This window comes from Dyella sp. OK004 (genome assembly GCF_900114495.1).
Lineage (GTDB): Bacteria > Pseudomonadota > Gammaproteobacteria > Xanthomonadales > Rhodanobacteraceae > Dyella_D.
The window spans coordinates 700,637-720,710 of the sequence record NZ_FOZI01000003.1 but is presented as its reverse complement, the minus strand read 5'-3'; the positions used below and the strand labels follow the sequence as shown (position 1 = coordinate 720,710).

Sequence of the window (20,074 nt, the reverse complement as noted above, 5' to 3'; positions counted from 1 at the left end):
TGTCACCGCAAAATCCTCTGCACAAAACATCCATAGGAATGATCGGAAAGCTCGTCGACACTTCGACGAATTTTCGTTTGGACTTCCAAATGAAAACAAGTTGTCTCACCTGTTTCTCACTAAATCAAGTGAAACATCACGAGATGCCTGTGATCTTCGTTAGCTCACGGTGGAAAGCGTGCGTGACTTAGATCCAGTGGTATCGAATGCTCGAGCTGCGAGAGGCGCTCAATCAAAGAGGGATGCCTCCTCATTTGCATGAGTCATGACACACGACATGATTCACGCAGATCGGTATGGCATGGATGCCCATCATTCGGATCGGCTCCACGCCTGGCTAATGCAGTCATGGAGCACGTGAATGAACAAGATCTACAGCAAGGTATGGAACCGGTCGTTGGGTATGCTTGTCGTCGCCTCGGAGCATGCGCGAGCGAACGGCAAGGGTGGTGCATCGCGTCGGTTGCGCGCTGCTGCAGGTGCATTGACCATGGTGGTCGGTCTGGTCGCAGGCAACGCTGCATGGGCTGTCGAACATGGCGATATGTCCGAGGCCAAGACCAAGGCCGTTACCGATGCTGTGGTGAAGGGTGCGCCAAACCCCGATGGCAGCTATGCCGATGGCGGTGGCGCTGTTTCTGGCCGCAACGCCACGGCGATCGGCAGCAATGCCGAAGCTACGGCCGATGGCACCACGGCCTACGGCGCCAACGCCAAGGCCAAAAAGATCAGTGCCTCAGCCTTCGGCAACAACGCCGAAGCTACCGAAACCAACAGCACGGCGGTCGGTGCGAATGCAAAAGCATTGCAGGCAACGGCGACGGCAGTAGGATCCAACGCCCAGGCGCGCTCAAACGCAGCCACGGCAGTGGGTTATGACTCCCGTGTGCTCGATGGCGCCGTTAATGGCACTGCCCTCGGTGCGCGCAGTCAGGCACAAGCGGATAACAGTGTGGCGCTGGGCGCCGGATCCATCGCCGACCGCGTCAACAGCGTGTCGGTGGGCTCGGGTGGCATCAAGCGCCAGGTCGCTAACGTCGGCGATGCCACGGAAGACTATGACGCCGTAAACAAGCGACAGCTCGACAAAGTGAGCGAAAGCGTCAGCGACGCGCAGCACTACTTCAAGGCCAATGGCGCCAGCGACGGTAGTGACGATGCAAACGCATCCGGCGACGGTGCTGTCGCAGCGGGGCGCAGTAGCACCGCCTCGGGGAATAATTCGGTTGCCCTGGGTGCCAACAGCGAGGCTCGGGACGACAACGGCGTGGCCTTGGGTCATGGCACGGTTTCCGGCGGACGCGGGTCGATCGCCCAGGGTTATAACTCCTACGTCAACGGCAGGTCCGCGGTTGGCGTCGGTGAAAGCACAAGGGCGATCGGCGATGCGAGCGTTGCCGTTGGCGGCATCATGGTGATTGATGGCGACATCCCCATGGCGACATCGGCGTATGGCTATGCAACGAGTGCTTTTGGCGCCGCCGCTACGGCATTGGAAACCGGCGCCACGGCGATCGGTGCACGGGCTTATGCGCGGGGCGACTTCAGTACGGCGCTCGGCGCATTGAGCTCAGCTGCGGGTGCGGGTGCCACGGCATTGGGCGCGGGTTCCCGCTCGGCTGCGGAAAACGCTGTGGCAGTCGGAAGCAACAGCTCCGCGTTGGCTCAGGCATCGACCGCCGTGGGCGCTGGAGCCCGCTCATCGGCGGAGAGTGCCATGGCACTTGGCCATGACAGCTTTGCGCTGGCCAAGAACGCGGTCGCCATGGGTGACGGTGCGCGTGCCGCTGGCGAGAACAGTGTCGCACTGGGAGCAGGATCGGTTGTCGTCCGCGACAATGCGGTTTCCGTCGGTGCCGACCGGCATGAGCGCCAGATCATCAACGTCGCCGCGGGCGTTGCCGCTACCGATGCGGTGAACAAATCACAGCTGGACAGGGTGAGTGCGGGCGTCAGCGACGCAAAGCATTACTTCAAGGCCAATGGCAAAGAAGATGGCACGGATGATGCGGAGGCAACCGGCATCAATGCTGTCGCCGCCGGTTCAAACAGCAAAGCCTCGGGCGAGTTATCGGTTGCACTTGGCCATGACAGCTTTGCGATGGCCAGGAACTCGGTCGCCATTGGTGACGGCGCGCGTGCCGCTGGCAACAATAGCGTGGCGCTCGGTGCGGGATCGGTGGTCGTTCGCGACAACGCCGTTTCCGTGGGTGGCGTCCGGAACGAGCGTCAAATCATCAACGTTGCGGCAGGTGTTGCCGCCACGGATGCGGTGAACAAGTCGCAGTTGGACAGGGTGAGCGCGGGCGTCAGCGACGCAAAGCATTACTTCAAAGCCAGCGGCAAGAATGATGGTACCGACGATGCACAAGCCAATACCGATCTGACGCTGGCCGCCGGAGCCAACAGCCAGGCATCGGCATTGGCGGCCACCGCGCTCGGCACCGGGAGTATCGCTTCAGCAGTGAATGCCACTGCGGTCGGTACTTTGGCGCAAGCCTCTGGCGCGGAAAGTACGGCAGTAGGTGCCGGAGCGGTTGCTCAGGGTGATTTCAGCCTTGCGAACGGACATGCCGCTCTGACTATTGGCATGGCCTCGATCGCCGTTGGAGATTCGTCCACAGCGAAGGGAGATGGCTCGATTGCTGTTGGCAAGGAGACGATTGCCGCTGGGGAGGACTCGATCGCCCTCGGTAACCACGCGGTGACTCGAGCCGACAACGCCATTGCGCTCGGTGCGAACTCGATTGCGGATCGCAGCAATGCCATCTCCGTCGGCAGTGCCAGTAACGAGCGCCAGATCATCAACGTCGCCGATGGCACAGAAGCCCACGACGCGGTGAATAAGTCGCAGCTCGACGAGATGAGCGAGGGCATCAGCGGCGCGCAGCATTACTTCAAGGCCAGCGGCAAGGAAGACGGCAGCGATGACGCCAAGGTCACCGGCGACAATGCGGTTGCTGCGGGCGCCAACAGCGTGGCGGCAGGTGCCGCTACGGCAGTGGGTAACGCTGCGAGAGCTACCGGTGTCGGCAGCTCTGCGTTCGGAGAGAGCGCCAATGCCGAAGGCGATGCCTCGGTTGCCGTAGGTCAGAGTGCCTACTCGTCGGGTCTTGGCAATACAGCGCTTGGCGCCCATGCCGAGGCTAGCGCCGATCAGGCAGCCACGGCGCTGGGCGCGCTCAGTACAGCCTCAGGTACCGGTTCTACCGCCGTTGGCGGTAGCGCTGAAGCTGATGGCCAGGGCAGCCTGGCGGCGGGCTTCTCTTCACGTGCGCATGGCGAGGCTAGCGTGGCGAATGGCGCTTACAGCACCGCGGTCGGTGATTTCAGCATTGCCGTTGGCCACGACGCCTGGGCCGTGGGTAAAGCCTCCATTGCCATGGGCGAAGAATCCACGGCCGCCTCCAAGAATTCGATTGCCATCGGCAACACCACCACCGCAAAAGGCGAATCGAGCGTCGCGATCGGTGATAGCAACGACGTCAACGGCATTCGCTCCGTAGCGCTCGGCAGCAGTAACACGATCAATAGCGACGGCGCCGTGAGTATCGGTGCTGGCAACACCATTGGTACGAATGCCGTGGGTGGCGTCGGCATCGGTGTAGGCACCACTGTTGGCAACAACGCCAGCAACTCCATCGCGATGGGCACCTTTTCCACCATCGCCAATGACGTCAAGAACGGCATCGCGATCGGCTCGTTCTCTGAAGTTACCGGCGACGATTCCACTAGCCTTGGTGGTATCTATAACGAAGTGCTCGGGAATGGAGACGTCGTTACCCGGCACACGCTGGCTGACGGCAAGTACTCCACCGTACTGGGCTCCGGCGCCCAGGTGGACGGTGACTGGAGCACCGCCATGGGCGTAGCCAGCACCATCACAGGCAACCATGCACTGGCTGTTGGCTACAAAAGCAGGGCATTGGCGAATAACACCACGGCGATCGGCAATGAGTCGCTCGCTTTCGGTATCGGCGGCACCGCCATGGGCGACAGCAGCTTTGCCTATGGCGATGCGTCGGTTGCCGTGGGTCAAGGCAGTCAGTCGTGGGGGCTTGGCAATACCGCGCTTGGCGCTCATGCCCTTGCCGATGCCGATCAGGCGGCCACGGCGCTGGGTGCGCTGAGCACCGCCTCGGGCATTGGCTCCACTGCTGTCGGCGGTGAAGCCACCGCGGTAGGCGATGGCAGTCTGGCTGCCGGCTTCGGTGCGATCGCTCGCGGTTATGGGAGCGTCGCGACTGGCAGCTACAGCATTGCCTTGGGTAAGAATAGTGTTGCCAGTGGCCGTTACGCCTGGGCGCTCGGCGAGGCGTCCATTGCTCTTGGCGAGGATTCTACCGCGCACTCTAACAACTCGATTGCCATCGGCAGCAAGAGCATCACTCATGGTGATAACAGTGTTGCTATGGGATCCGGTGCAGAAGCGTGGGGTGCCGATTCAGCAGCAATCGGCAGCATGTCATTCGCTGATCGCGATAACAGTGTGTCCGTGGGTCGGGTCGGGCACGAGCGTCAGATCACCAATGTCGCTGATGGCACGGATGCTTACGACGCGGTGAACAAATCGCAGTTGGACAGAGTGGCGCAGAACGCAGCAGCGTCCAGCAAGTACTTCAAGGCCAACGGCAATAAAGGCCCCGGCCTCTTCGACGACGCTATTGCCGAAGGCGATTACGCCATTGCCGTAGGCAGCTCAAGTTATGCTGGCGGCTCGCATGCCACCGCAATGGGCCAGGGTGCCAGGGCAACGGGAGAGTTATCCATAGCGTTGGGTGACTCGACCGACGCTTCCGGCTACAACGCCATTGCCGTAGGTAGTTCCAGCCAAGCAAGTGGGGGAGGGGCTATCGCTATTGGTGGAAACAGTAAGGCAAATTACGCCGGAGCCATCGCTGTTGGTGACGGTGCCGAAACATCGGACAATCTGGGCAACATAGCCATCGGATGGCATGCCAAGGCGCTAGGTTTCAAAGCGACAGCGTTCGGTGCCGCATCCCTCGCCGATGGTACGAGTACTCTGGCGGTCGGCTTCGGCGCAATTGTGGCGGGAGACCGATCAACCGCGCTTGGCGCGGGCGCGGGTAGTGATCCCGCACTCAGGACGGACGAATTTGTTGCCGTTGGCTACAGCGCCAAGGCGCTCGCCCATCGCAGCATTGCCATAGGTGCTTTCAGCAGGGTTGCTGACTGGGCTGAGGGGAGTGCCGTGCTTGGTAATCGTGCTTCCAGTTTTGATGTCGGCGGTACCGCCATGGGTGAAGGCAGCACGGTGGAATATGGGGCGACCAGTGCTGTCGCGCTTGGAGCCAATTCCTATGCTGATCGTGCCAACTCGGTCTCTGTGGGTAGTGCTGGGCACGAACGCCAGATCACCAACGTCGCCAAGGGCACGGAAGACACTGACGCAGTTAATCTGAGCCAATTGAAGGACGCCACGGCAGGTTCCAGCGCCAGCAATCACTACTTCAGGGCCAGCGGCAACGGTGATGGCAGCGATGACGCCATTGCCGATGGTGATTTCACTACCGCCGCTGGTTCGGGCAGTTATGCCGCGAATACCGGTGCATCGGCGTTCGGCAGTGGTGCCAATGCGCTTGGCGAGTTCAGCACGGCGGCCGGATATGGCAGCACTGCACTCGGTAAAAATAGTCTGGCGCTCGGTGTGGGGACGCAGGCAGGTGCGGAAGGCTCCTCCGCCATTGGCATCCACTCCTCGGCAAACGGTGATTATTCGCTGGCGATGAATGGCGGTACGGTCGGCACAGGCGCCAACTTCGGCATGGCTTTTGGCTACGGAGCTTATGTCAGCGATGGCTCGCGCAGTTCGATGGCCTTCGGCCCGACCTCAGCGGTTATCAATGGTGCGCAGGGGGCCATCGCGATGGGTGTCAACGCCATCGCCAGCAGTGATTTCGCTATTGCCATGGGTGGCTACGGCGCCTTCTTTGACGAGACGGCGAACACCTTCCATCTTGGCGGTCCCCTTTCGACGGGACGTGGCGCCATTGCACTGGGAAGTGTCTCGAAGGCTACCGGTGATGAAAGCGTGGCTCTGGGTATTGGGGCGACTTCCGCTGGCAATCGTTCGGTGGCTGTTGGTGCTGGTGCCGGTACCCATGGTTTGACGGATAACAGCGTTGCCATCGGCGAGTTGACTTCGGTGACGGGTGCCAATTCAGTGGCGCTGGGCGCTCTCTCCGTAGCTAACCGTGACAATTCCGTCTCGGTGGGCAGCGTAGGTCACGAACGCCAGATCACCAACGTCGCCGACGGTACGCAAGACAAGGATGCGGTGAACCTGAGCCAGCTAAAGGAAGCAACGGCAGGCTCCAGCGCCAGCAATCACTACTTCAGGGCCAATGGCAATGGCGATGGCAGTGATGACGCCATTGCTGATGGCGAGTACGGAACGGCGGCAGGTTCGGGCAGTTATGCCGCCGGTACGGGCTCATCGGCATTCGGTAGCGGTGCCAATGCCATTGGAGAATTCAGCACGGCGGAGGGCTTCGGCAGCACAGCCATAGGTGATCATTCGATCGCGCTGGGCGCGAATTCGTTTGCCGGAGCGATGGACGGCATCGCCGTTGGTCGCGATAGTCAGGCAAATGGCGTCGGCAGTGTGGCTGTTGGCAGCGACGCTCAGGCAAATGGTTTCGGCAGTATGGCTGTCGGTAAAGCAGCCAGTGCTAGCGGCCTTGGCTCGGCGGCCATAGGAGAGCAGGCCAAGACCATTGGCGACGGGTCGGTTGCACTCGGTATCGGCGCTCTTGCAAATGGAAGTGAAGCATTGGCGCTGGGTGCGTTCTCTGAGGTGAATGGACTTGGCGCCATGGCGATCGGCGTGGAGGCGAAAGCGGGTAAATTGGGTGTCGGCATGGGCTGGCGCTCGAATGCAGGTGTCGAGGGCGTCGCATTGGGGGCTAGCAGTCAGGCTGGTAATGGCGCCGTGGCAGCAGGCTCGCGGGCCGATGCAAGTGGCGATCTCAGCCTTGCGCTCGGTACCCAGAGCCGGGCCACTGCCGAGAACAGCATTGCCCTGGGTGCCGGTTCAGTCGCCGATCGCGTGAATGCGGTGTCGGTGGGTTCGGTTGGCGATGAGCGCCAGATCACCAACCTTGCCGCCGGCACGGAAGCCACCGACGCGGTGAACAAGTCGCAGCTGGATGCAGTGGCAAACGCCGGTGCCGCTACTAACCGTTATTTCAAGGCCAACGGCAAGAACGATGGCAGTGACGATGCGGTAGCTAATGGTGCGTACTCGATTGCCGTTGGTGCGTCTGCCAAGACTATCGGAGCGGATGGGCACGACTCGATAGCGTTCGGGCACAACGCGTTGGCTTCCAGTTCCAACGCGACCGCTGTGGGTTCGGGTGCGGAGGCTTACAGCTACGGCTCGACAGCTATCGGCTCTGGCGCCGTTGCCAAGACCAAGACCAGTGCCGCCAATGCGCCGGGGGCTTTCAGCGCCACCGCTATCGGCTTCCAGTCGCAGGCGATCAACGACTATGCCGTCGCGCTCGGCATTTGGTCCAAGGCCGAGGGTAATTCGTCGACAGCTCTCGGCTCGAAGTCGCAGGCTTTGGCGGATAACTCGGTTGCACTGGGTGCGAACTCCGTGGCCAGCCGCGTCAATTCGTTGTCGGTAGGTAGCATCGGTCACGAGCGTCAGATCACCAACGTGGCTGCGGGAACCGCCGACACCGACGCTGTGAACGTGAAGCAGATGAACCAGGCCATTGGCGACATTGATGGCGATCTGGCGGGTACGGTGAAGTACGACGATGCCAGCAAGTCGTCGATCACGCTGGAAGGCCAGAACGGCACGGTGATCTCCAACGTGGCCAGCACCAAGCTGAGCGCAAACAGCACCAACGCCGTCAATGGCGGCCAGCTGTTCGACTTCGGTGATCAGGTGGCCCAGATGCTCGGTGGCGGTTCCTACATGACGGGCGCCGGGCTGGTTGCACCGAACTACGTCATCCAGGGCAATTCCTACTACAACGTAGGTGATGCACTGAGTGCGGTAGACGGCAAGCTGGGCTCGCTGGACCATCGTATGGGGCAGTTGGAAAATGGGCTTCCGCCTGCGCTGCCGTCAGTCGGCAATGAGAGCGTAGCTATCGCGCCGCCCATCACTTCGCCTGAGGTGCAGCCGGCCGGGAATCCAACGGCTCCCGCCGCCGCACCGGCCGTGGTCAGCAACGTTGCTAACGGTGTAGCACCGACCGATGCCGCCAATGTCAGCCAAGTGGACGAAGCACTGGTAACCGCTAAGTCCTACACCGACACCACGGCGCAGCAGACGCTTTCTGATGCCAAGACGTATACCGACGAGAAGACCGCCAATATGGTCAGCAACTCGGATTTCGACGCCTTTAAGTCGGATACCAACGTCCGCTTCAACAGCCTCAACACGCGACTGAATCGCGTGGGCGCCATGGGTACGGCGATGGCCGGTATGGCCGGTGCCATCGCTGCGGCACCAGGCACCGACAACCGCGTCAGCGCGGCCGTCGGCGGCTATCGCGGGCAGGGTGCTCTGGCCGTGGGTTATGCCGCGCGCATTCCGGGTAACGGTGCGGTGCTGCTCGGTGGCTCCGTCGCTGGTGGCGGTGAGTCCAGCGGCACGATCGGCGTCAGCTTCGGCTGGTGATGTAGCGCTCCCCCTCTCGCTTGCGGGAGGGGGAGTTACTCGCACATCGCCATGCCGGTTCTGGCATGGCGACCATCAGGCGGTCGCGGATCGCCCGACTATGTCCGGAGCGCGGAAGGTTCCGGTCCATCTCTGATTGAAGGATCCATGCATGAAGTCACGTCCTACTTTTTGTATCAGCGCTTTGGCTGTCGCTCTGACGATGGCGATGCCGGTGGCCCATACCGCCGATGCACTCCCGCTGATGGCGCCCAAGCTTTCTGTCACCACACCCACTCAGGAAAGCTATAGCCGTTTCATCATTTCTTATCGCGACGGTAGCGCCGAGCGTGGTAATCGCAACGCCGTGCTGCAGAACGTCAAGGCTGCGGTTGCCCGTTCGGGTCTCGATCGCGCCACGCGTTCAGCCAGTGGCGCGATCATCGCACCCTTGTCCGCGACCTATCAGCGCAAGCTCGGCACCGGCGCGGAGCTGGTGAGCACGTCGCGCAAACTTGATCAGCGCGAAGCCAATGCGCTGATGCAGCAGATTGCCGCCGATCCGGCCGTCGCACATGTCGAACCCGACGTAATGATGCAGGCAGTGCGCGATATCACGCCGTCGTCAGACACTGCGCCACAAGTCTTCACACCGGACGACCCGTACTACGCGAAGTACCAGTGGCATTTTAATAATGCCACTGGCGGCGCCAATGTCAGCAAAGCCTGGGATCTGGCTGATGGTGACGGCGTTACCGTCGCCGTGCTCGATACCGGGATCACCAATCATCCGGATATCGATCTGTCGCTGGCGGATGCTGGCTACGACTTTATTTCCGATGCCGCCATCTCCGGTCGCGCCACTGATGATCGCGTACCCGGCGGTTGGGATCTGGGCGACTGGACCACGGCGGGCCAGTGCGGCGCAGGCTCGACCGAGAGCAAGAGCAGCTGGCATGGCACACATGTGTCAGGGACCGTCGCGGAGTTGACCAACAACGGTGTTGGCATGGCCGGCGTTGCGCACAAGGCGAAGGTGCTGCCGGTGCGCGTGCTTGGCCATTGTGGCGGTTACGTCTCCGATATCGTCGACGCCATCGTCTGGGCTTCAGGCGGCCATGTGGACGGCGTGCCGGACAACGCCAATCCCGCACAGGTGATCAATATGAGTCTGGGCGCCAGCGGCGCTTGCGCAGCCGATAGCGTGACTGGCACTGCCATCTCCAGTGCAATCGGTCGCGGTACGACCGTGGTGGCCGCGGCAGGTAATAGCAACAGTAATGTGGCCAGCTTTACCCCCGCCGGTTGCCCTGGTGTGATCGCGGTGGCGTCGAACGGCATCACCGGCAAGCGCGCGTTCTATTCCAACTACGGTGCCGGTATCGCTATCTCGGCGCCGGGTGGTGGCGTCTATACCAATGACGACCCGAATACGGGCACTCAGGCGGATCCGGAAGGGTTCGTATGGTCGGCGATCAATGCGGGTTCGACGATTCCAAACGTACCAGCCTACGGTAGCTCGGCAGGTACTTCGCAGGCATCCCCACACGTGGCTGGTGTAGTAGCCATGATCCTCAGTGCCACGCAGCAGGCAGGTATGGCGCCGCCGACACCAGGTCAGGTCAGGACCATTCTTGCCAGTTCAGCGCGGCCGTTTCCGGTTGCTGTTGATCAACCGGTGGGTGCCGGCATCGTCGATGCCTATGCAGCGGTCAACAAGGCGCTGGGTAGAGGTAACGGTGCGGAAATTGTGCGGCTGCTGACGCGCAACGTGATTCTTGGCAAACAGACCGGCGGCACCGGTGCGTCGATCTTGTATGCGATCAAAGTGCCTGCTGGTGCGACCACGCTCAATATCCGCACGGTTGGCGGTTCCGGCGATGTCTCGCTGTTCGTGAGGGTGGGCAACACCCCTTCCTATGACGGCGGCAACGCAGACTTTAAGTCAGTCAAGCCAGGTAACAACGAAGCGGTAGTCGTCGCGCAACCGAAGGCGGCCACGTACTACATCCGTGTGCTGGGTGAGCAGGCCTTCGATAACGTTTCCGTACTGGCTACGTATAAGCCGTAATTCCGTTCGGGGCGAGGGGCAGAATTCCCGGCGTAAGCCGGGGGTTCTGTTTTTTTGCGAGTTCGCGAGTTCTGATCTAAGCGCGTCTATGTTCATGTATTCATAGTGCATCGTCGAAATGACATTGGTTTTCATCGAGACATCTAGACGGCCAAAGTGCATATGCATATGACCATCCATCATTTCTGTGGCCGGTAGGCAATGGGCAACCTACCTGGAAATAGACGAGCGGTGGACAGGCAAGATGTGGGTGCGATGGCGGGCGTGCAGGACATCTCGATGCGTAGGGCTGGTGGCCTGCGTGGCCAGTCTGGCCGCCTTGCCGTCGCGCGCCTCAGCCTTCGATGCCTATGATTTCTACGGCAACTGGCCGACCCACGTTGTTACCGGTGATGGCACCGATGTCGGCATCTCCGCGCTTTATCAGATCGACCTCAACCGATTCTCGCATGACGAAGGCCGTCTTCAGGATGCTCTGACCAACCGCCGCAAATACTTGGGCTTCTATGTGCGAAAGCAGGGCGTTTACGATGTGAACGTCCAATACGACTATCAGGCTAGGTTGTGGGTGGATGCATTTGTCCGGGTGCGCAGCAAAGGGCTGCTGGGTACCGATCTGGGCATCTTCCGCTTCGGCTACAGCAAAACGCCGGTCGGCTTTGAGGGAGTCACCAGCTCCGCCGCCACCACCTTTATTGAGACGGCCTTGCCTACCCAGGCATTCTGGGAAGGCCGACGTACCGGGCTGGATTGGGCGTGGGCGCGGCCTTCGTACTTGATCAATCTTGGCTACTACTTCGTGCACAAGGATCTCGATGGCAACAATCCCGGCCATTCGATGGCGGGGAGGGTGGCCTGGGTGCCGATTAATCAGGCCGGGCATGTGCTTCATCTTGGGCTATCCGCCTCGCGCGAAACGCCGGAGTGGCGCAGTGGTGTTTCGCCGGTGGCCCGGTTGCGCGCCCGTCCGGAGGATGGACTATCGGCCATTCGCCTGGTCGACACGGGCTCGCTGCCGTTTACCGATCACATTGACCGGCGCGGCGTCGAAGCGCTATGGATCGAAGGGCCATGGTCAGCGCAGGGCGAATATCTCGACGAACGTATCAAACGCGATGGTGGCCGCCCCAAGGTGGAGGGCCACGGCTACTACGTCTTCGCCACCTGGACGCTCACCGGTGAGTCGCGCTACTACAGCGATGGCAACGTAGCGGATCGCCGCTATAGCGGGCGCAACCAGGCGGTGATCCGCCCATCCCAGGCCTGGGGCGCAGTGGAGCTCGCGCTGCGCTACAGCCAGATCGATCTTGACGATGGCGCTGTACTTGGCGGCCACGAGCACAACTGGACGGTGGGCGCTAACTGGTACCTCGGCGAGCATCTGAAATTCCAGGCGAATGTCATCCGGGCGTCCACCGAGCGGCGCCACGTACGTGTAGATCCGCATATCTTCGAGATGCGCGCACAGCTGAGCTTCTAACGAGCCGACGACGTTCTTCGAATGATTGTCGTGGTAAGCGCTTAGACAAGAACCAGAGGTGCGACACCTCAGCCGGTACAATGTCCCCATGCTGAAGATCTGGAGTAGGTGAATGAAACAATTTTCTCTGACCGTGTGCTTGGCAGTCGCTGTGCTTTTCGGTGCGACGGCATCCGCGCAAGACAGCCGCCTGCTCAACGTGTCCTTCGATCCCACGCGCGAGCTCTACAAGGAGGCGGACACCGCTTTCGCCGCGGCATGGAAGAAGCAGGCCGGCAAGGACGTGCGTGTGACCACCTCCAACGGTGGCTCGGGCAAACAGTCGCGTGCCGTGCAGGACGGGCTAGAAGCGGATGTCGTGACCCTGGCGCTGGCCTGGGACATCGACGTGCTTGCCGACCGCGGCTTGCTGGCCAAGGACTGGCAGTCGCGGCTGCCCGAGCAAAGCACGCCGTACACCTCGACCGTGGTGTTCTTGGTGCGCAAAGGCAATCCCAAGAAAATCCACGATTGGCCCGACCTGATTCACGACGGCGTACAGGTGATCACGCCCAACCCGAAGACCTCTGGCGGCGCCCGCTGGAATTTCCTCGCTGCGTGGGGCTGGGCCCTGCGCCAGCCTGGCGGCAATGCGGACAAGGCACGCGCCTACGTAGGCCAGCTCTATCACCACGTACCGGTGCTCGACACCGGTGCGCGCGGCGCGACCAACACCTTTGTGCAGCGGGGCATCGGCGACGTGCTGATCGCATGGGAGAGCGAGGCGCTGCAGTCGCAGCAGGAGCTAGGCAAGGACAAGTTCGACATCGTGGTGCCGTCACTGAGCATTCTGGCCGAGCCGCCGGTGGCGGTGGTCGACAAAGTGGTCGACAAAAAAGGCACCCGCCAGTTGGCGGAGGCCTATCTGAAGTACCTGTACTCGCCGGAAGGGCAGGAGCTGGTGGCGCGTCACTTCTATCGCCCGCGCCTGCCTGCCGTCACCGCGAAATATGCGGCGCAGTTCGCACCGGTGAAGACCTTCACCCTGGCCGAGGCGTTCGGCGACTGGCGCAAGGCGCAGGCCACGTATTTCGCCGACGGCGGCGTGTACGACCAGATCAGCGAAGCGGGGCATTGAGTCGATGCGTAACCGTGCCATGCCAGGATTTGGCTTGAGCCTCGGCATTACCTTGGCCTGGCTCGGCGGCATCGTGCTGCTGCCGTTGGCAGCACTGGCGTGGAAAGCCGGCAGCATGGGGCCGACCGCATGGTGGGCGCAGATCGGTACGCGCCGCGTCCTGCATGCGCTGCAGCTCAGTTTCGGCGGGGCGTTGGCGGCGGCGGCGATCGATGTATTGCTGGGTCTGCTGTTGGCCTGGGTGCTAGTGCGCTATCGCTTCCCGTTTCGCCGCTTGTGCGACGCCCTGGTCGACCTGCCGTTCGCATTGCCGACCGCCGTTGCCGGCATTGCCCTGACGGCGCTGTATGCGCCGAACGGCTGGATCGGCAGCCTGCTGCAGCCGCTGGGGATACAGGTGGCTTACACCCGTATCGGCGTGCTGCTAGCAATGGTCTTTGTAGGCCTGCCGTTCGTGGTGCGGACCTTGCAGCCGGTACTCGAGAGCCTGGAACACGAGGTGGAGGAGGCCGCAAGGACGCTCGGCGCTACGCGCTGGCAAAGCTTCCGTCGTGTGCTACTGCCGATGCTGATGCCCACCTTGCTGACCGGTTTTGCGCTGGCTCTGGCGCGTGCGGTGGGCGAGTACGGCTCGGTGATCTATATCTCCGGCAACCTGCCGATGCGCACCGAAATCGTGCCCTTGCTGATCGTGCAGAAGATCGACACCGGCGGCGATACCGGCCCGGCCGCGGTGCTGGGCGCGGTGATGCTTGCGGCTTCGCTGCTGGTACTGCTGACGGTGAGCCTGCTGCAACGCTGGAACCGCCGCTGGACGGAGGTGGGCTGATGGTCGCCGTGATTGCCAGTCATGCCATCCATCGCTCACGCGGACTGGGCGTATCCGTGGGGCGGGGCGTGTTGATCGTGCTGGCTTTGCTCTGTGTGGCCGGCTTGCTGTTATTGCCGCTGATCGCCGTGTTTGTCGAAGCCTTGGGCAAGGGCTGGCAGGTATTCGCCACGGCCATCAGCGACCCTGATGCGCGCACCGCCGTACGCCTTACCCTGACCGTCGCCGCCATCGCTGTGCCGGCGAACATGGTGTTCGGCCTGGCCGCCGCGTGGCTGATGACGCACTACGAATTCCGTGGCAAGCAGCTGCTGGGTGCGTTGATCGATCTGCCGTTCTCGGTATCGCCGGTGGTGGCGGGCCTGGTTTATGTGCTGGTATATGGCGTGCACGGATGGTTTGGCGATTGGCTGGATGCGCACGGTGTGCGCGTGATCTTCGCCGTGCCGGGACTGGTGCTCGCCACGATCTTTGTGGCGTTCCCATTCGTCGCCCGCGAACTGATTCCGCTGATGCAGGCGCAAGGCAACGAAGAGGAACACGCCGCACGCACGCTTGGCGCCAATGGCTGGCAGATCTTCTTTCGGGTGACTTTGCCCAAGGTGCGTTGGGCGCTGCTGTACGGCGTGCTTTTGTGCAACGCGCGCAGCATGGGCGAATTCGGCGCGGTGTCGGTGGTGTCCGGTCATTTGCCCGGCCTCACCAACACGCTGCCGCTGCAGGTGGACCAGGTCTACAACGGCGGCAGCGATAGCGCGATCGCGGCGGCATTTGCATTGGCGTCCTTGCTCGCCTTGCTGACTCTATTGACCTTGCTGATCAAGCGGCTGGTCGAATGGCGGCACGGTGGTGAACTGGCGCATCCGGTACGACGGCATTGAGGCGGTGATCGCATGAGTATTTCCATCCAGGGTCTGACCCGCCGCTACGGTGCCTTCAGTGCGCTGGAGGGCGTATCGCTCGATATCGCCAAAGGCGAGTTCGTGGCGTTGTTGGGGCCGTCGGGTTCGGGCAAGAGCACGCTGCTACGCATTCTTGCCGGCCTCGATGATCCCGATCAGGGCAGCGTGCAGCGCGACGGCGAAGACCTGCTTGCGCTGGAGGCGCAGCACCGCCGTGTCGGCCTGGTGTTCCAGCACTACGCCCTGTTCGCGCACATGACCGTGAGCGAGAACGTGGCGTTCGGTTTGCGCGTGCGTCCGCGCCGGCAGCGGCCCTCACGTCGCGAGATCGCGAAGCGCGTGGAAGAATTGTTACGTCGTGTGCAACTGGAAGACATGGCGCGTCGCTACCCGGCACAACTCTCCGGTGGCCAGCGCCAGCGCGTGGCCCTGGCGCGTGCGCTGGCGGTAGAGCCTTCGCTGCTTCTGCTGGATGAGCCGTTCGGTGCGCTCGATGCGCAGGTGCGCGTGACCCTGCGCGGCTGGCTGCGCGATCTGCAGCGCTCGCTGGGTCTGACCACATTACTGGTGACGCACGATCAGGAAGAGGCGCTCGAGCTGGCCGATCGTGTAGTGGTGATGAACCAGGGACGCATCGAGCAGATCGGTACGCCGGCGGAAATCTATCGCGAACCGGCGACGCCGTTCGTCTATGGCTTCATTGGCAGGGCTAACCGCTTCGACGGGCGTATCGAAAACAACCGCCTGTGGCTGGGTACCCATGCCGTGCCGGGCGAGCTGCCAGCCACCTGGGCGCCGGGTGCCGTCAGCGTCTGGTTGCGACCCGAACACGTCACTCTTGCACCGCGTGGCGGCACCGGCTGGGCGGGACAGGTGCTGCGCGTGGTCCAGGCCGGCAGCGCGGTGCGGGTAGGCCTGCAGCTGCAAGGCTGCGAGGGCATCGAAATCGAGGCGGAATGGAGCGCCGACGAAGTGGGGCGCCGTGCCCTGGTCAGCGGCTCAGCCGTGACCGTGCAATTGCGCGAGCTGACCTTGTTCCATGCCGGTGGACTGCGCCACGTTTTCCATCCACACCAGGAAGATTGCGGTGCGAACGGCGGCGCAGTGGACATTGGCCCCTGGTTGCATCGCCGGGGCTGAGCCGACTGTCCGCGCTGCCGCCGGGGAATATCTGGCACTTCTTCGTTCCGGTACTTTCGATGTGAAGAGCTTCTTCACGCGGGGCGTTACAGTGCCATTCGCCTGGCCACCTATACCGCTACCCGCCCGTCGTCACACTTGGCACGCTTCTTTCATGCCTTTACGCATCCGACAATAGCTATAGACCGCTAACGTTGGTCATGTTGCCGTGGCAGAATGGCACCCTGATCGACCAATCACCGGCCCCGCGAACGCTCCGCGGGCTTGGCGCTTCGGGCTTGACGTGATGTGCATCACATATTTCGATGCGCACCCTCAAACCCGATCCATCGACGTAGCGCACAGGGTCATTCCGTTCGATCATTTGCAGGTCCGGGACGTCGGGGAGGCGCCCCACGCCAGGGCAAGGTCCAACCATGCAGCGAGCAGATGCCGCTGCAGGCTACGAGGGATGACGGTTACGACGGGGAGGGACGCTATGCGGGACGGAATCGCACGGTTCGGATGGGTCCGCTACCTGCTGGTAGCGATCGCCTACGCTGCCTGTTACGCGATGCTTCGCAGCGTGTCGGTCTCCAATTGGAATCTGCCGGCCAGCCTGCGGCTCGCCTGTCTGCTGTTGCTGCCGTATCGCTATTGGCCCGCGCTGATGCTGGGCGAGGCTATTCCCGTTGGCTACCAGGCCTGGAGCAGCCACGAGCTGTACGGTCTGGCATGGGCGACTTTCGCTGCATTCCCACCGATTGTGCTGTGCGCGCCAGTGGTGGCGTGGTTCCGGCGGCATACCCGCATCCTGCAAATCGACGGTCGCATCGATCTCGCGTTGCTGCTTGCCTCTGCGCTGGTCTGCGCAGTGCTTACCGCCATAGGCAACAGCTTTGCGCTGACCTCGGTGCAGATGTCCAACGGCGCGCCAGCGCCGGTATTGACCGTACAGATCGTGTTTGGCTATTTCCTTGGCAATTATCTCGGTGCACTCACGTTGACTCCGGTGGTGTTTGCTGTGCGCGGCTGGATGCGCGGTGAGTTTGCCTTGTCGCAGGTATTGCGCAGTGGCTTCCTGCGTGATGTGGCGATGGGCCTGTTGCCAGCTTTGGCCATGCTGACTTGGCTCGGTTCGATAGGGACGCACGACACCATGCAGGTGTGCCGCATCTTCATGTTCCTGCCGGTGGCGTGGCTGGCCTGGCGCCATGGCTGGCAGGGCGCGGCGATCGGCGGCGGCATCGCCAGCTGCGCGGTGGCGTTCACGTCGACCGTGGTGCGCGATCCCTCGGTGATCCAGGCGCAGGCCGTTATCGCCTTCGCCATTTCCACGCTGCTGATGTTCGGTTCGCGCATCGCACAGCCGGCGCCGCAGGGCGAGGAGAAGCGCGAGCGTGGTGACCGCGAGCACGGCCTGCTGCTGGCCCAGCAGGGGCTGTATCAGGAAGAGCTGCGCATGCGGAATGCCGCTGAAGCGCTGGAGAATGTCAGCCAATCGATGCGTGATATGCAAAATCGCGTGCTTGAAAGATTGCGCACTCTTCTACCCAATGAAGCAGCCAACGAAGAGCGCGCCTATTCGCGCCAGGCGGCGTTAGCGCAACACGAGATGCATCGTTTAACCAATGCCCTGTATCCGCGCGTGTGGCGCGAGCAAGGTGAACCATCTCCGCTGCAGGAAGGGCCCGTAGCGCTGGCCGTTGCGGCCATAGGCGCCGATTTCCATTGCCGGCTGTTAGGTGAAGAGGCTCTGAAACATCTGGCGTCTGATGTACATATGACGCTTTACCGGTTGGCCGGCGAATCATTGGTCCATGCGTTGAGTCTCCAGCCGACGCGGGACGTGAACTTGGTCGTGCGCGGTGGTCACAACCAGGGCCATCGCTGGGTCGTGATGCGCATGGATTGCCACCGCGCGGCGGCATCCGACGGCGGTACGCGACTGGCGCAGGAACAATGGAAGAAGGCGATGTCGCTGCTGGGCACCAGCGGGCAGGGCATCGACACTATTCGTGAGCGCGCGCAGATCTACGGCGGCGGTGCCCATGTGCGCGAAAGCGCCAGCGGCCTGCGCATCACCATCCTGCTGCACGACGCCTTGCGCTCCACGCGCCATTCGGCGGTGGGCCCGGAGCCACCCCGGGCCACCGCACACTGAACTAGCGCTACGCGCTCAGTTCACTCGCGAACTGCACTCAACCGGATCCTGGCACGTCACGGCCGCGGTACGGATCTGCAGGGCGCCCGTGGTTTGCGGCGCCACCTGCACCTGCACGGCATTGTCGCGATACACCGTTTCGCCCGTCTCGCTCGCCGCTGGCGGCTGCGGATCCTGCGGAGTGGCGACATGCGAAGCATCCACACCGATCGGCAACACGAGATAGTTGCCACTCGACGTAGCGAAAGCACCACGCACATTGCCATTTAGGTCATTGATCTGGATGTAGCGAACGCCGTTGCGATCGAACACATAAACGTGCCAGTTCGGGCTCGAACTCACATCCTGTGCATTCGGCCAGGACTGACCGAGACCCGCTGTGCTGTTAGCCGCCACGGCCGTCGTGGAAACCGCCATACCTGCCAGCAGCGCCACGGCCGCCAGCTTCTTCAAACCCTGTGTCGTTAGATGACGCATATCATGTCCCCTTGTAAGCCATCCGGTCTGGGCAAGATGCCGTAAGCCGGCATCTCATTACAACCCGCGCCATAGCGCGGTAACGCAGTAGGTCATGTGCGCTTACGGTCCCCATACCGCAAGTGCACGAAGCGTGAACTGCGTCAAGTTATGGATGCCCCGACTTGGTTGCCAGAGGCCGGTGCACTCAAGGCGTCACGCGCTCCTCACTTTCCACCGGCAGCACCTCATGAAATACGCCGTAGTCGATATGGCTCATGCCGTCTTCGCCGTCGCGTACCAGGTCCAGGTAACGGTGATTCCAGCGCAGTTCGCGATGGCTCCACTGGCGTCGGGCCAGCATCGGTTGCGAGGTGGTTTCGTCGACGCCTTCGATGGTCAGCAGGATCAGTGCTTCGGTGTTCTCCAGCGTTTCGGGCGTCGCGTCGTAGAGCGGGCTGGTTTCGTCGATGACATGCATCAGGCTCCAGCTCAGCGAGAACACCGGATGGCGATCGCGCATCAGCTTCAGATCATAGATGCGGCGCAGCCGGAAGCCTTCGGACGACACTTCGCGCAGCAACAGGTACAGCGTGGCCGAGGCTTCGGCGATCACGTTCTGGCGGATGTTGGCGGCGCGGATCATCAAGGTCTGTTGGCCGTTGATGTTGCGGATCACCGGATGATCTGCAAACAGCATCTTGGCGCGCGGCCGTGAGAAGCGCGAAAAGATCAGGCCGGTAACCAGCGCGATGCAACCCATGCCGGTGAAGATCTCCCCCGTTGCAACGCAATGCGCATACACAGTCTGGGGGTGCATGTCGCCATAGCCCACCGTCGCCAGCGTCTCCACGCTGAAGAAAAAAGCACCGCTGAAGCCCTTGGGAAACTGGTTGGCAATGGCGCCGTCGCCCAGTTGATAGAGCAGGGCGAAGAACGCGTTGAGCAGCAGAAAGATGGTCGCGGCCAGGCCAAAGAACACCGGCCAGCGGATGGTCAGCGCGTAGTGATAGATGTCGTCCCAGAAGCGCCGCGTCAGTCCGTGGCTGACGTACTGGCGACCGCCGATTTCCATCGTGCGCGGCTTGCGCTGAAACAGGGGAGGGCGCTTGGAGTCCATGACATGGCCATTGCGGTGCGGATGACAGCGACTTCAATACCACGCCGCCAACCCGCCGCCATAGCATCGGATACGGGCCGTACACTTTTCAGGATCGGTGAAGCGTCAGCTCCGGGCTGACGACAGGCTTGATCTTTACGAGCAGTCGATCCGCACGGACGGGCGCGTCGATGAACAA

General features: G+C 62.1%; 10 protein-coding genes. 8 read left to right on the top strand and 2 right to left on the bottom strand.

The window, feature by feature from the left end; all coding sequences use genetic code 11:
- The first annotated feature begins 361 nt into the window (after positions 1-361).
- The 8 genes from BM338_RS15395 (at position 362) to BM338_RS15360 (ending at position 18,320) form a co-directional block, all read left to right on the top strand.
- Positions 362-8,659 carry an ESPR-type extended signal peptide-containing protein gene (locus tag BM338_RS15395; RefSeq protein ID WP_090452180.1) on the top strand — a complete coding sequence of 2,766 codons (8,298 nt, stop codon included), beginning with the start codon at positions 362-364 and terminating at the stop codon, positions 8,657-8,659.
- A 151-nt stretch (positions 8,660-8,810) separates the two neighbouring features.
- A complete protein-coding gene (locus BM338_RS15390; RefSeq protein ID WP_090452178.1) occupies positions 8,811-10,709 on the top strand; it encodes a S8 family serine peptidase in 1,899 nt (632 codons plus the stop codon).
- A 301-nt stretch (positions 10,710-11,010) separates the two neighbouring features.
- Positions 11,011-12,189 (top strand): OprO/OprP family phosphate-selective porin, encoded by a 1,179-nt coding sequence (locus BM338_RS15385; protein ID WP_255367334.1) that lies wholly within the window; start codon positions 11,011-11,013, stop codon positions 12,187-12,189.
- A gap of 112 nt (positions 12,190-12,301) precedes the next feature.
- Positions 12,302-13,306 (top strand): sulfate ABC transporter substrate-binding protein, encoded by a 1,005-nt coding sequence (locus BM338_RS15380; protein WP_090452174.1) that lies wholly within the window; start codon positions 12,302-12,304, stop codon positions 13,304-13,306.
- 4 nt (positions 13,307-13,310) lie between these two features.
- Positions 13,311-14,135, top strand: coding sequence for a sulfate ABC transporter permease subunit CysT (gene cysT, locus BM338_RS15375; protein ID WP_090452171.1), 825 nt, complete (start codon positions 13,311-13,313; stop codon positions 14,133-14,135).
- Positions 14,135-15,016: a sulfate ABC transporter permease subunit CysW gene (cysW, locus tag BM338_RS15370; RefSeq protein ID WP_090452169.1), complete on the top strand. Its 882-nt coding sequence runs from the start codon at positions 14,135-14,137 to the stop codon at positions 15,014-15,016. The genes cysT and cysW overlap by 1 nt, the downstream gene beginning before the upstream one ends.
- Before the next feature lie 12 nt (positions 15,017-15,028).
- Complete coding sequence (gene cysA / locus BM338_RS15365) at positions 15,029-16,177, top strand: sulfate/molybdate ABC transporter ATP-binding protein (protein WP_090452167.1); 1,149 nt, start codon at positions 15,029-15,031, stop codon at positions 16,175-16,177.
- A 478-nt stretch (positions 16,178-16,655) separates the two neighbouring features.
- Positions 16,656-18,320 (top strand): MASE1 domain-containing protein, encoded by a 1,665-nt coding sequence (locus tag BM338_RS15360; protein ID WP_177229378.1) that lies wholly within the window; start codon positions 16,656-16,658, stop codon positions 18,318-18,320.
- Positions 18,321-18,335: 15 nt separating this feature from the next.
- Here the strand turns inward: BM338_RS15360 and BM338_RS15355 are convergent, their stop codons facing one another.
- Together BM338_RS15355 and BM338_RS15350 are read right to left on the bottom strand one after the other, a co-directional pair.
- Positions 18,336-18,797, bottom strand: coding sequence for a hypothetical protein (locus BM338_RS15355; protein WP_255367333.1), 462 nt, complete (start codon positions 18,795-18,797; stop codon positions 18,336-18,338).
- Positions 18,798-18,984: 187 nt separating this feature from the next.
- The gene (locus BM338_RS15350; protein WP_090452163.1) at positions 18,985-19,896 is read right to left on the bottom strand and encodes an ion channel; all 912 of its coding nucleotides are present in this window, start codon (positions 19,894-19,896) and stop codon (positions 18,985-18,987) included.
- Between the last annotated feature and the right edge of the window lie 178 nt (positions 19,897-20,074).